General features: G+C 50.5%; 13 protein-coding genes. 4 read left to right on the top strand and 9 right to left on the bottom strand.

Annotated features, from left to right (window positions below):
- Nucleotides 1-95: 95 nt before the first annotated feature.
- The 7 genes from mobV to BARVI_RS02180 all read right to left on the bottom strand — a co-directional run bounded on the left by mobV (nucleotide 96) and on the right by BARVI_RS02180 (nucleotide 8,681).
- Nucleotides 96-1,469: a MobV family relaxase gene (gene mobV, locus BARVI_RS02210; RefSeq protein ID WP_025277662.1), complete on the bottom strand. Its 1,374-nt coding sequence runs from the start codon at nucleotides 1,467-1,469 to the stop codon at nucleotides 96-98.
- A 204-nt stretch (nucleotides 1,470-1,673) separates the two neighbouring features.
- Nucleotides 1,674-2,741: a DUF6371 domain-containing protein gene (locus BARVI_RS02205; RefSeq protein ID WP_025277661.1), complete on the bottom strand. Its 1,068-nt coding sequence runs from the start codon at nucleotides 2,739-2,741 to the stop codon at nucleotides 1,674-1,676.
- A gap of 136 nt (nucleotides 2,742-2,877) precedes the next feature.
- On the bottom strand, nucleotides 2,878-4,296 hold the full coding sequence (locus BARVI_RS02200) for a DUF3987 domain-containing protein (RefSeq protein ID WP_025277660.1): 1,419 nt from the start codon (nucleotides 4,294-4,296) through the stop codon (nucleotides 2,878-2,880).
- On the bottom strand, nucleotides 4,289-4,642 hold the full coding sequence (locus tag BARVI_RS02195; protein WP_025277659.1) for a helix-turn-helix domain-containing protein: 354 nt from the start codon (nucleotides 4,640-4,642) through the stop codon (nucleotides 4,289-4,291). Before BARVI_RS02195 ends, BARVI_RS02200 begins: the two co-directional genes overlap by 8 nt.
- A 215-nt stretch (nucleotides 4,643-4,857) precedes the next feature.
- A complete protein-coding gene (locus BARVI_RS02190; protein ID WP_025277658.1) occupies nucleotides 4,858-5,991 on the bottom strand; it encodes a DUF6043 family protein in 1,134 nt (377 codons plus the stop codon).
- 39 nt (nucleotides 5,992-6,030) lie between these two features.
- Entirely contained in the window at nucleotides 6,031-7,362 is a 1,332-nt protein-coding gene (locus tag BARVI_RS02185; RefSeq protein ID WP_025277657.1) for a site-specific integrase, read from the bottom strand.
- A gap of 20 nt (nucleotides 7,363-7,382) precedes the next feature.
- Entirely contained in the window at nucleotides 7,383-8,681 is a 1,299-nt protein-coding gene (locus BARVI_RS02180) for a site-specific integrase (RefSeq protein ID WP_025277656.1), read from the bottom strand.
- 283 nt (nucleotides 8,682-8,964) lie between these two features.
- Here BARVI_RS02180 and BARVI_RS02175 point away from each other — a divergent pair, with 283 nt between their 5' ends.
- Together BARVI_RS02175 and BARVI_RS02170 are read left to right on the top strand one after the other, a co-directional pair.
- Nucleotides 8,965-9,387 carry a hypothetical protein gene (locus BARVI_RS02175; protein ID WP_025277655.1) on the top strand — a complete coding sequence of 141 codons (423 nt, stop codon included), beginning with the start codon at nucleotides 8,965-8,967 and terminating at the stop codon, nucleotides 9,385-9,387.
- Nucleotides 9,388-9,851: 464 nt separating this feature from the next.
- Entirely contained in the window at nucleotides 9,852-10,637 is a 786-nt protein-coding gene (locus BARVI_RS02170; protein ID WP_025277654.1) for a hypothetical protein, read from the top strand.
- A 289-nt stretch (nucleotides 10,638-10,926) separates the two neighbouring features.
- Here the strand turns inward: BARVI_RS02170 and BARVI_RS13300 are convergent, their stop codons facing one another.
- Nucleotides 10,927-11,136 carry a hypothetical protein gene (locus tag BARVI_RS13300; protein ID WP_157232479.1) on the bottom strand — a complete coding sequence of 70 codons (210 nt, stop codon included), beginning with the start codon at nucleotides 11,134-11,136 and terminating at the stop codon, nucleotides 10,927-10,929.
- A gap of 289 nt (nucleotides 11,137-11,425) precedes the next feature.
- Here BARVI_RS13300 and BARVI_RS02165 point away from each other — a divergent pair, with 289 nt between their 5' ends.
- Together BARVI_RS02165 and BARVI_RS02160 are read left to right on the top strand one after the other, a co-directional pair.
- Nucleotides 11,426-12,070 (top strand): LysE family translocator, encoded by a 645-nt coding sequence (locus tag BARVI_RS02165; RefSeq protein WP_025277653.1) that lies wholly within the window; start codon nucleotides 11,426-11,428, stop codon nucleotides 12,068-12,070.
- 10 nt (nucleotides 12,071-12,080) lie between these two features.
- The gene (locus tag BARVI_RS02160; protein WP_025277652.1) at nucleotides 12,081-12,731 is read left to right on the top strand and encodes a carbohydrate-binding family 9-like protein; all 651 of its coding nucleotides are present in this window, start codon (nucleotides 12,081-12,083) and stop codon (nucleotides 12,729-12,731) included.
- A gap of 95 nt (nucleotides 12,732-12,826) precedes the next feature.
- On the opposite strand, the gene BARVI_RS02155 is transcribed toward BARVI_RS02160, so the two are convergent.
- Nucleotides 12,827-13,069, bottom strand: coding sequence for a hypothetical protein (locus tag BARVI_RS02155; protein ID WP_157232477.1), 243 nt, complete (start codon nucleotides 13,067-13,069; stop codon nucleotides 12,827-12,829).
- Between the last annotated feature and the right edge of the window lie 91 nt (nucleotides 13,070-13,160).

Raw genomic sequence — 13,160 nt, 5'->3', positions numbered from 1 at the left:
ACATTAGCAATCAATTCTTTATAAAGTTTTATTCTTTTTACGACAGTCCCTAATTATACGCTAAAGTTTTTCCGTAACATACTTTGAATTAGTTTTTATCTTCTATTCCCTTTTTTCTGTTCTCTCCATGGAAGATTAGACGATGAGCCGCCAGAACCAGTACCGACATGAACCTCTGCCGGACCTCCAGCGGCAAGAGTAAAAGCTGCTCCCAACAGCTCGGCCTGCTTCCCGCTTACCTGTTCCTGCGGCTCGAAGACGGCATTGACAAACTCCTCGTCCGTGATCTGGCCGTTGAAATGTCTTTGGGCCATATCATAGTCTATCTGGAACTTGGTGTCCTCAAAAAGCTCCTCTCCGACCCGTGTCCAGATGTGAAGCGACGGATTTCGGTAGTTGGACACGTTGATTCGGACAAGCTCGGCACCGGATGAGAGGCTGTAACGCTGAGGGTTTGCCATCCGGTCGAGCCGGTCTATCAGCTTTCGTTGCCTGTCTATGACGGCATCTTTCTCTTCTGACTGCCGTTCGGCGGTTTCCGCCCTGCGGATGGCTTTGTCTATCTCCACTTGATAGCCGTTTCGCAGTTTCCTGATTTCTGATTTATGCTGTTCCCGCAATCGGATCTTTTCTGCCTGAAGAGCCTTAATCTGTCTATTAAGTTCGGCAATCTGCCCGTCCTTGTCCGCAAGTTCCTTTTTTGCCTTGGCAAGGTCTCCCTTGCCGAACCACGCGAGGATGGTGCTCCTGCCTTCCTGCGCCTTCTCCACATCAACCTGCAACTTGGCTATATCCTCTTCATATTGGATTACCTGCTGCCTGTAGTATTCTGAGTTCGCCTGATGCTTGGCTGTGGAGCCGACAATCCCACGCTGCAACCCGAACGGTTTCATGGCTGCTGCGTAACTGTTCTGGTATTCATGAAGCTTGGTGCGTCGCATCACATCATCCGCTGACAAACGGGGACCGGATTTCGTCTCGTACTTCCTCTCTCCCTCCCGCTTCCTGCGGATACGCTCACCGGTTACAATGGGAACGATGGTGGCGTGCAGGTGGGGAGTCTTCTCGTCCATGTGCAGTACGCACGATACAAGGTTCTCTTCGCCGAAGGTCCCCTTTAGCCATTTGAGATTGGCATCGATCCAACTGTCCAGTCTGTCGTCATTGGCAATCTTCATCATCTGCTCATGCGTTCCGGTCAGGATGATACGGATGGCTTTTGTCTGGTTCTTACCGACCTTGCGGCGCAGCCCGGCCGTGTCGATGCGGTGCTGTATCGCCTCGGTACGATTGGAAACTCCCTCGGGGAACCTGACCAGCTCACGGTTGAGATGTGTCCGGTCCGCATTGGCATTGACCGGCACATAAATTTTTCCCTTGGTATCCTTCCTTTCTATATGGCATGACATTCCGCTGTCATTACCGCTGCCACGCTGCAAGTGGCAAACCGCGTATTGTGTATTGCTCATATCTGTTCGTTTTATGGTTGTCATTTCTGTTGTAAAATCCCGTTTTATTGCCGGAGGCATATACTTAAATCCGAAGGGGAGCCCCTCGGCTTATGGGCTTTTTGACTGCCGGACGCGGAGTGGAGGCGGTGAAAATGCCCTAATAAGCTACGGGATTTTACAACCCCTTTCCCTTGGGACAGCAAGCTGTCCGGTGCCTTCCTGTCATTCCGTTTTTTTCGCATCAATCAGTTCAAGCCCGAAAGCGTCGATGAGGGACCGCAATACGGGATTGCGTTCTATCATCTGTTGAAGGATCATCTGCGGCGTGTCCTCCATCAGGAGGAAGTCTGCGATGTCCAGTCCGGCTTCACGCTGCGCACCGGTCGCAATCCTCTCCAGCATATCGGAACATGTGGCACGCCTGCAAAAGGATTCCAGCATCGGCAGCCGTCGCCTCCATTCTTCCGTCGCCTTGAGGTCGGGGAAGAGGACAACCTCCCGGCCGCCCAATACCTGCATGGTCTCGCTGTTGAAGCACCCGTGCATCCCTCCGGTGGCAAGCCAGATGAAGTCCGGGATGAAAAGGGCGGCGACCAGTGCCGTCTTCTCGCTCTCGACAACGGCTACGGGCTTGGCGGACATGGCGGCGGAAGTGTCCGACAGCAGATGTTCTCCGAACAGGCACTGCTTCATCCTGAAATCCTGCACCTTCCTCACGGAATGCACCCAGCTGACTTGGTTAAAAGGCTCCTTGATACGGTGTCCGGTTACGGCATCGTAGCCCATGATCTTGCCCGCACGCACGTTGCTGTTCCGGTCTATCTGCCAGAATACGGTCGCACCGCCCCACCTCCTTGAGGTACCGACCCTGTATAGGCTGAATAGCTTGTCCACATTCTCCTTGCCCATCACTTTGGGAAAGTATCGGTACAAGGGGTTGATGTCGTACCTGCGCATGGATTGCTCCACCCAATCAGAGGGAAGAAAAGAAATCCGTGGTTTCTGTTCGGGCAATGCTCTTGCTGGCGGTCTTGCAGCTATCGGTGTGCCGCCAAACCTTTCCTGCCCATTCAATCTTTCTTTGACAGCCGGATTGTCCCGGAAGTATTCCTTCGGGGTATAGTGGTAGCCGCAACTGTTGATATGGTCGCAGATGCCCACGTTGTCAGGGAAGGAAATCTCTCCCGCCTCGTCGATATAACGGGTAAAGCAGGACTTCCTGCCGCACTCCGGACAGACGGTCTTGCTGCCCGGCCTGTATTTCTGAAGATGGAATCTGTATCCGTTCATGATGCTCTCTTTTGTGGATTCCTGCAAGTGGAAACCGTCATTTGCAGTTTGCAGTTCCTGCAGTCTTGCAGGAAATACCTGTTTTTAGAACCCTGAAACTGCAAAACTGCAAAGACTGCAGGCTGCAACGAGGGGGTCATCCGTTGCAGTCTGGGGGTGACGGTTCATTGTCTGTCATATTAAATTTTCCAGATTTATCATATATGATTTTCTCGTAATGCCCGGCCTTGGACTTCCGCAGCAGCCCGCTCCTGCACAGTTCCCTGAGGTAGTTCATCACCGTACGCTCGCTGACATTCTGCTGTTCCCTGCCAGTAGCGATGGCCGTTTTCGTGTCGAACGTGTCCGGCAGCAGCGACAGCAGTACCTTGGGCGGTTCCTCGCACATGTCCTCCGCCACGAATGAGCGGATGCGGCGGTACGAGTCCTCGAAGTAGCCGTTCAGCCGGATGGCGGCTTTTACCGATGCCGTATCCACAGACTGCAGGTGGCTCTCGTCGATGGCATACCGCAACACCTGCATGAGCAGGGCCAGCCGTGCCACTTGCGCCGGATGCTTCATCTCGCGACTCTCCACTTGGGCGTCGTCCTCTATCCGGTTGATGCATTCCACTTTCCTGTTCCACCAAGAGAAGAAATATTCCCTTGCCTCCCTGTCCATAGACAGCACATGGGGCATCCTTTCTTCCTCTCCCGTGTCATAGTCCAAGGCGAGTACCTTGCCAAGTATCTGTTCCCATCGTGCCGCCGCCATGGAAGCCCTGTCCTCCCCGCCATCATCCCAATCGGTCCATTTTGGCACTTCACGGGACTTGGGAAGCACGAACAGGATGCGGTCGAGCAGGCCGTTTTCCTCGAAGCCTTTCGTCAGCAGTTCATGCACACGCTTGGTCTGCGTGGTCCCGATGATGTTGATGCACGGCTGTTCAATATGCACAGGTATAGTGTTGCTGACCCTTGTCACATCCAGTGCCCCGCCGCTCCATGCCGTGAGCAGCTGCTCTATGAGTTGCCCGTTGGTGTAGCGGTTGGCGGAGTTGAACATGCCCATTATCTCGTCCACCAGAATGACCACGCTGCGGGGATTGTTGTTGTGCGTCAGCAGGAGTGATTCGGGGGTGAAGTCGGACACGACGGTACGCCGCAGCACGGGCTTCTTCCCGTTTTCCCCGGCGGCTTTCCATACCTCCAATTCCGACTCATACGCCTTGAACAGGGCATAGTCGTGCTTCCGTATGGGGCGGTATGCCGCCTCCAGCGGCGGTGTCTTGCCCAGTCCCGGCCTGCCCACGAGGATGATGTAGAGGGCGGCGTTGCTCTGCCACTCGCCTTTGATGCGGATACGGTAGGTGCCTCCCAATGCGGCCGATACCGCCGACAGCATGGCCGTCGCGATGAACTCGGTCTTGTAGTTCTCGTACCGGTCCATGTCGAGTATGACGGACTGCACGGCCTGCGGAAAGACATCCAGAGGGAAGCCTGTATCACTGACATGCTCCGCCTCCATGCGGATCATGTTGCACAGTTCAAGTCGGGTGTTTGTCATGTCAGCCATTTTTCTTCTTGCAATAGGATGTCACACTCTCGGACTTGCCTCCCGTCTGCACACGGCGGACATCCGATCTGGCATACATGTTCTTGTTGCCCACCTTGACGGGGACGAGGTAGCCGCGCTTCGCCCACAGGTTGAGCGTCCCCTCGCACACGTTCAGCAGCTCACGCACCTGTCTTGTGTTGAGCCATGTCTCTTCCGCCACACGCCGCATCTCCGCATTCAGTTCTTCCTGCCGGGCCGCCATCGTGCGCTGCACGATGGCCTCGGCAAACATCTTAAGGTCGGCTGGCGTGACTTCCAGTTTCACGTTCGCGCCCTGCTCAACCAGACTTTCTATGGTAATCATAAATATCAGTTTTGAATTTTGTGATGACCATCTTCAAAAGTTCCCTGATGCCCCGCTTCCGATGGCTTGTAAAAGAGAAGCACCGCCTATCCCCGGGAAGAGGATTGACGGTGCAAAAGTATATGCGAATTGAAACGGATTGATATATAATAATTTGTCTTAAATTGTCATGACAATTCAAGTCTGCATGACCATGTAAAACGGCTCATTTTGCCTTATCCGGCTGCCGTTTCCGTTTCATCATCAGTGGTGATTTCCTTGATTTCCTGTACCAGTGTCCGGTACAATTCCCGGTTCTCGTCGCTTTCGATGAGCGGGGCGGACTGGTCCCTGCCGTCTTTGATTACGTGCTTTGCCGTCTTCAGGAAGCCGACCGCCTGCCGTATGGCACTCTCGCTTTTCAGCGATGGCAGGTCGGGGAACTGCAGTGCCATCCCCACACTGTACTCCTTGGCGGCGTGCATCCCGACCACCAGCCCCAGTTCTTTCAGCACATAGAACGGCAGTGCCTGATGGACCGCGCTCGTGTTTATGGAAACGAAACGGCGGATGCATTGCAGGACTTCCTCCTTGTTTCCGCACTTGAGATAATCTGCAAGCGGCCGCTCCTGTATCTTCTTTTTTCCGGCCGTCCGCTGCGCCTGTGGCACCGTACCGCTGACGGACTCCGTTGCTGCCGGGCTGCCTTCGGTATCACTGCATCTCATCCCGTCCTTTAAGGACTGCAAAGCCCATTCGCCGATGCTGCCTTTCTCGATGGCGTCTTTCATGGCGAAATGTTTGTCCCAGTCCTCCTGCGTTCGGAAACCGTTCTTTATGGACACTTCAATAATCTGTTTGACGACAATGGAGCAGCCCATCCTTTCGGCGTTCCCAGCCTTGGGGTGCCCCGCCTGCCTGCTGACCATGTCAACCATCGCCTCGAAACTTTTGCCGTAGTACAGCCAGCTCAGCACGAGAGGGGCGGACAGGGTTACGAAGCGTTTTCTCAGACTCTGTCTGAAAATGTATTTCATCCTGCCCCAGAAGGAGGACGGAGGAGAAGTCGCATCCTCTTCCCTCTGTTTCCTGTAAAGTTCCACGATCTGCCCCGGCACTGCGTTCTCCTTGAAATGGAGACCTATGTTCCTGAAGCTGTCCGTGCTGTCGTCACACCATGATATCTGCCATTCCTTTTTGATGCCGGGCAGCTGCTTGAATATGGCCCGGCATACGGCAAGGTACTGCACCTCGTTCCCGTCCGCCATCATTTTCGCGAAGCGGGTGTATTCCTCCCTGTGTGCGTCCTTCCACTGGAGGATGTCCGCCTTGAACTGTTCGTATGTCTGTTTCTGCTCGTCCATATTCATATTGCATTGTCTGTGGAGGGGGGAAAAACAGGGAAATTATCAGTCCAGAAGGTTTACCAGTTCCTTCTTCATCTCGTCGTCAATCTTCCGGTACCGGGCAAAGGCACGGCTGCCCTCCGAATGTCCCGACATGGAGGCTATCAGGTTCGGGTCCTTGACCTGCCTGTAGAGGTTGCCGATGAAGGTCTTGCGTGCCGTATGGGTAGATGCCACCTCGTACAGGGGTCTTGCCACATCCTCCCTTGTCTTGGGGTCGAGTACTATGACCTTGCGGTCGATGCCCACATACTTGAGTATCTCCTTTATCTTCTTGTTGTAGCCGAAGTGCGAGAACCGGGGGAGCAGGGCGTTCTCCAGATCCTTGTAGCGTTCAAGTATCTCCCGTGCCTTTTGGTTGAGCGGCACGCGCACCGTGTTGGCATGTTCCATCTTCGTCTTCTGCGGGATGTACTCCACGAAGCCGTCCACGATGTTAGCCTTGGTTAGCCTGTTCAGGTCGCTGACACGGCACCCTATCAGACACTGGAACATGAAGATGTCACGGTAGACCGGATAGGTTGCCCCCATGCCGCTCAGGTCGGCGTAGTACACCTTGTCCCGCTCCTCGAGCGTCAAGTAGAACGGGTCGCCGTACATCGGCCGGGCAATCTGGTACTGGTCAAAGGGATTGTTCCTTGTCAGCCCGCGCTTGACGCACCACTTGATGACGGTGCGGATGCGGTAGAGGGAGCCCGACATGCTGTTCTCGGAACGCTTCTGTTCGACGTTGCGGCGTACCTCATTCCGGTAGAATACGGGGTACATGTCCACGTACTTGTGTTCCTCCTGCATCCACAACTTGAAGTCCCTGATGTCGTCCGCCGTGACGGTGTCGATGCACAGGTGGAAGCCTCTCTGGTGCAGCACTTCGTGGCGGAAACGCTCGTAGCGCAGCACCTTGTTGAGATTGTCGAGATGGTGTTTCCGGCTTTCGTCCGCGAGCGGTGTTTCCTCGATGTATTTCCGTATCTGGAACGAGAGCAGGTACTCGTCGGCCTTGTTGCCGCCCCTGGCGTTGATGCCGGGATGGTGGTATTCCTCTATCAGCCCCTTGAGCCAGCTGCCGTCCACTCCCCGGTGGTACTCTTTTGTGATGAGATGGGTGATCTGCTGCACGTCCTTGTCGAAGCCCATCTTCTTCTCCTCCGACACCAGGGCCACGCGGGGCTTGTAGCCCTGCCGTTCCGGGCTCCAGTGGTTGGGGTTGATGGACAGCTCGCTCGCGGCCTTGATGTCCACGCCGCCGATGTCCCGGACACGGAAATAGACCCGAGCCTGGTCGGTGATGTTGTTCTTGGCGGCGGTCTTCCGGATGAATGCGGTCACTTTCATATGTATGTCCGCCTTTCTGTCTAATCTATCATGTCCACAAGCCTGCGCTTCATGTCATCGTCTATCGTGCGGTAGCGGTTGAACGCCCTGCTGCCCTCCACGTGTCCCGACATGGAGGCTATCAGGTTTGGGTCGGGCACCTGCCGGTATAGGTTACCCACGAAGGTCTTGCGTGCCGTATGGCTGGTGGCCACCTCGTACAGGGGCTTCTGCACGGTGTTGTAGCCGTGCGTGTCGAGGATGGTGACCATCCTGTCTAAGCCGCAACGCTTCAGCAGCTCCCGTATGCCGAGGTTGTAGGTGTGTATCTGCTTGAACGGGAACAGCCTGTCGGCATTGGCATCGTAGCGTTCCAGTATCTTCAGTGCCTTCTCATGCAGCGGCACCCTGACGGTCTTCGCCTGGCATTTCTTCGTCTTCTGCGGCATGTATTCCAGGAAGCCGTCCTTGATGTTGGCCCTCGTGAGCCTATAAAGGTCACCCACTCGGCAGCCGACATAGCAGTGGAACACGAAGATGTCCCGTATGACGGCCAGTTTCGGGTTGTCGTTCAAGTCCGCATCGTAGAGGATGTTCCTCTCTTCCGAAGTGAGGAAGAACGGGTCGCCGTAGGTGGGCTCCTTGCAGCCGTAGAGGACATAGACCTCGTTGTCGGAATACTTCATCTTCTTGCACCAGTGCAGGAAGGTGCAGAACAGGTTCATGATGTTGATGACGGTCGTGCCGGAAAGCGGCCTCGGCCTGTGGTTGATGAGCGTGCGGGGTGCATAGAAGTTTGAATGCTCCTGCCGCAGCCTGTACTCGTTCACGACATAATCTCTGAAAGCGTTCATCTGCTCCAGCGTGACGGTCTCCACGAAGAGGGTGAAATCAGCCTCGCCCAGTATCTCCCGCCGGTAGTCATGGTAGCGCGACATCCTGCGCTCGAAGCGTATGATGTGCTCCTTGGTCCTTTCCGCCCCGTCGAACTTTTCCAGATACTCGTGGACACGGGCGAGCAGGTTCGGGTGGTTACGCTCGAAGGCGCGAACAGGGTACAGCACATCCTCTATGACTTGTCTCATCCACCGGCTGTCCGCCTTGTCCGAAAAGGTCTTCTCCGCCCGCTCGATGATGGCGGCAATCTGTTCCGGCAGCCGTTTCTGCTCGGCGGCGGGCACGGCTGTCGTGCGCCTGTAGCTGAGGGTATCGGTGTCCCAATACCTGTCCTGCACTTCAAGTGTGGAAACGACCTTTATGTCCACATTCCTATCCCTGACCCTGAAACAGATGTTCGAGGCCTCGGGGGAACACTTTTTCAGATAGACGGTGACTTTCATCTGCGTTGCTTTTTCGGTTATGTGGCAAAGGTATATAAATTCCCGTAAATGTTCCCATATATCCCGAAGAATCTTGCAACGGATTAAGACAAATTAAAAAGTCATTCCCGAATCTGATACCGCATAAAGCACAGAAAATCAATGATTATATTTGCAGATGTTTAGCTCTTTTTTTCATTTTGGTCTTTATTAGACTTCCCGAATATCATATATTGCAGTTCCACGCTTTGCATTTACAATTAAAATGGTCAAAATAGGGACTGCAAGATCATACGTTAACATTATGAATAAACATGTATTAGACGGCTTTCCTTATTCAAAAGAAGAATTTGGAGAATTATGTGCTACCGTAGATATTTTGATAATGGAAGTGTTTAAACAAGCGTCTTCTAAGTTTTCTTCAGTACAAGCATTGCAAATTCTCAAAGGCTATCAAAGTTTAAAATATCCACTAATGGTCATTTGGGAGTATTATGGATTTGGTAATGTGGAGGAAATCACGATTCCGACAACTTCATTGTTATATTATCAAGCCTTTAAGGTAGACACAATTGATACCTTAAACCAGATTATAACAGGTGTTACTGCAGAGAATCCATTTAATTTCTATGGTACTATCTCTAATTCGGAAAAAGTTGTAGAGAAGATGTTAATTGCATATCGCCACCTGCTTAAAAACCTAATTTCAGGTAATTTGTACCTTTAATTTAAAATTAAATACAACATAAGTAATTTACTGAATTTATTTTTGTATCATTCTTTCAATTTTGACACAACAAATAATTATGAGATTTATGGAAATGGATGTTGTATCCAACGTACAAAGTGTAATACACATGTTTCAGCAAAACATTCTGTATTCTTTGGAATGTCTTTTGAAATGAGCAATAATCCAACTTACATTGATAATCAATTTTCATTTCCCTGTGCTATTGATGATTTGTTGGAAGATAGAGTACAGTATGGTAGACTTCGCCCCATTGATTATGTTAGCGGTGTTGTGTCAACTCCTATTGTTTGCAACATCTTTCCACAAACTGGGATACTTTGTTTGGCAACGCCCAATCCTCTGCGACTTGTAGAATTTACAGGCGTTTTTCAACTTGCTTAAAATTATTTTTTATTTAGCCACCAACAATGAACTCTGAAAATCTTTTTAAACAAGCACTCATGCTAATTCAAGAAAATGATTCTATACGTAATAGCGAAGAAGTATGGAATATTGCACGCGCACTTCAAATTTTAATTGAAGCCAATAAATTGGAATCAGAAATTACACCATTAAAGATTAAAATAATAATGGCGATGGCATCATGTAACTATCAGATAGACAATTTAGATTATGCGTATAACTGTGCTGTGATTGCTAAAGAAAAAATAGATGAGTATATTAAGTCTAATAGTCCATTTGATGAAATTTCTACTAGAAAATTATTAAGAGAAGAAGATTGCGATGAAATAATAGAAGCGGTAAAACGTAATGGAGTAGAGCCTTCTCGTTTAATGGACAATTTTGTTTTGAATACTCTTTGTACAACCAACATAAGGAAAGTATTTCCCCCCAAAAATGAATGTATGTTTACGAGAGACGAATTATATCACTTGATTCACGCTCTTGAACAGACGAAAAATGCCATTACATCGCAAGCATATGCCCATGGAGATTTTCAAATTGCAGAGCAAGTGCAATCCATATTTAATACATACAAATATCCACTTTATTATATTTGGCAAAAGTATCTGTTTGGTAGAGATGAAGAGGTATGGGCAGAAGAAGAGAGTATGATGCCCTATCAAATATTCATATCAAATATTAAGGAACATACTGATGAGTTAATATCAATGTTGAATAATAGTAATCCATTTGCACCATTGAGTAATGGAGCTGCAATCACTAAACTGCTACATAAAATTCTCAGTGATTTACAAACAAGATTGCATGAAGGACGAATTTAAAAATACGCTTAGAAATTAGCAGTTGTGAATACTGATTTATACACAAATCCAGATTGTGTATATCACTTTAGTCGATTACTGGGAAACAAATCTGGATTTGTGTAGATTTGTAAATAAAAAGAGTTGCTTAAAAAGCAATGCGATGAAAATCAAAGCAATCGGGACGGTTGTTAAATCATTACCCAAAACAAGGTAATTCTTCTAACTCGTTTAATATCAAATATCTATATTCCTTATACGGATTTACGGAAAATCTCTGGAATAACCTCGCAAAAAGAGGGGAATGACTTTAATCAGTCAAGTCGTTATTTTCCCTTTTGTCGTCCTTCCTCTTGTCGTCCTTGTTGCGGGTGAGTTGGTAAAACATCGCTCCCAGAGCTAGCCCTATGCCAATCCCGGCCGGAATATTCTTCATGCCTGCCCCCAAGGAAAGGCCCAGGAGCATGCCTATGGCGATATAGCGGGCGAGAGGTCGGTTTTTTGCTTTTCCGTTTTCCATGATTCGAAAACTGTCGTTAATGGGTAGGGAATATCTCCTACCGAGGTGTTATTATAGAATGGTACGCGATATTGGCGAGGCCAAAGTTACAAAGAAACCTGAGTTTTGGTATAAAAATAGACTGGTCAAAATGGTAATTTTCTCGCATTATCTTGTATATTTGCCCAAGGAGCAATGACAGGTCGGGCGTGTAAGGGGATAAAATAAATTTGTTTCTACACGCGGCTTGTACTATATTTGCATTCCCGTTTCCGGATTGTCCCCGGAAGAATAGGATAGTTTAGACTGTATGGATTTAACGCTGTATACAATTATTCGAGGATTGGCCATTGGCATACTGGTATCGGCACCGATGGGACCGATAGGGATATTGTGTATCCAGCGCACGCTGAACAAAGGTCGATGGTCGGGGTTTGTCACGGGGCTGGGAGCCGCGTTGTCCGACCTGATATATGCCCTGCTCACGGGATTGGGTATGTCGATTGTCATCGACTTTATCGAGGCGAATCAAAACGTGCTGCAAATCTTGGGTAGTCTTGTGCTGGTGGGCTTCGGCCTCTATCTCTACCGGCAGAATCCCGCCAAGAATATCCGCAAAGCCAACTCCTCGATCAACTCCTACACGCAGGATTTCATTACCGCCTTCCTGCTCACCTTTTCCAATCCGCTTATTTTATTCCTGTATATAGGTCTTTTTGCCCGCTTCAACTTCTTCCTGCCCGAGTCGCAGTTGTGGCATCATGTCGTAGGTTATCTCTCTATCCTCGTCGGAGCGGTGGGCTGGTGGTTTTTCATCACCTATGTCATCAATAAAGTGCGTTCGCGGTTCAATGTACGCAGTATCTGGTTTATCAACCGGGCTATCGGTATCATTATCATAGCCATGTCTGTTTTTGGATTTGTGTGGGGGATAAAAGATTATATTTTACATTAAGATAAACATCATGAAAAAAGTTATTGAAGTACCTTTTGTCGCCGGATTGGGCGACAAACCGCTGGCACAGGTCTCCGAGATACTCGAGACCCAGGGGGTGCGGCAGGCTATCGATTGTGTAGACTGGCCCGACGAATTTCCCTACAAGCCCATCGTATCGTTCTCGATAGCCCGGGATAACCAATACCTCTACATCGACTATTTCGTGCGGGGCAATTACCTGCTGGCTGTCAACAGTACCGACAACTCGCCTGTGTGGCAAGACAGTTGTGTGGAGTTTTTCATACAGATACCCGGCGAGAAGTACTACTACAACTTTGAGTTCAACTGCATAGGTACGGCTCTGGCCGCCCGTCGCACCAGCCGCTCCGATGCCGAGCATTTCTCGCCCGAGAAGATGGCCCGCATCAAACGCTATTCGACCGTGGGCAACAAGCCCTTCCGGGAGATGGAGGGTCTTTTCCCTTGGGAGTTGTTAGTGGCCATACCCTTCGACCTGGTGGGGCTCGACGGGAAGCATCTGCCCGAGGCTGTGGCTGCCAATTTCTACAAGTGTGCCGACGGCTCGTCGCTGCCGCACTACCTCAGCTGGTCGCCCATACCGGTAGAGAAACCCGATTTTCACCGTCCCGAATATTTCGGCGAACTGCGGTTCAAGTAGAATATGGTTTTTCTAAATAGATATGGGGTATCCTCTCGGTCATGAGGGGATACCTCTTTTTTTGTACGGTTGAATGCCGTTGTCTGTGTCATTCCTCACTTGATGCGGTGTTTCACGTCATACCGCGCTACGACGCGGTATCCAGGAGATACCCGCAGAAGGTAGATACCCACAAGAGCCACTTTTCTAAGCCCCTGCATCAGGGCGCGGGGTGACCCGGCATGTTCATTCTTCTCAACAGCAAGAAGAACGAACCAAGAAGTGCCGCCGCTGTTATCGGGCTTCGTCGCTCGGAGGCTGTCACCGCCTTCGGGGGCTGCGGAACTCGCTGCGCTCAAACAGTCCTCGCCCTTCTTCCTCGGTCGGCTGGTCTCCTCCCGGCCCAATAAAGGCGGTGTTTGCTTCGCGCTCGCAGCTCGCTTGCGCCTT

Origin of the sequence: Barnesiella viscericola DSM 18177, assembly GCF_000512915.1 — a bacterium.
GTDB lineage: Bacteria > Bacteroidota > Bacteroidia > Bacteroidales > Barnesiellaceae > Barnesiella > Barnesiella viscericola.
Note: the sequence above shows the minus strand (reverse complement) of the source record. Positions and strands in the feature narration are given on the sequence as shown.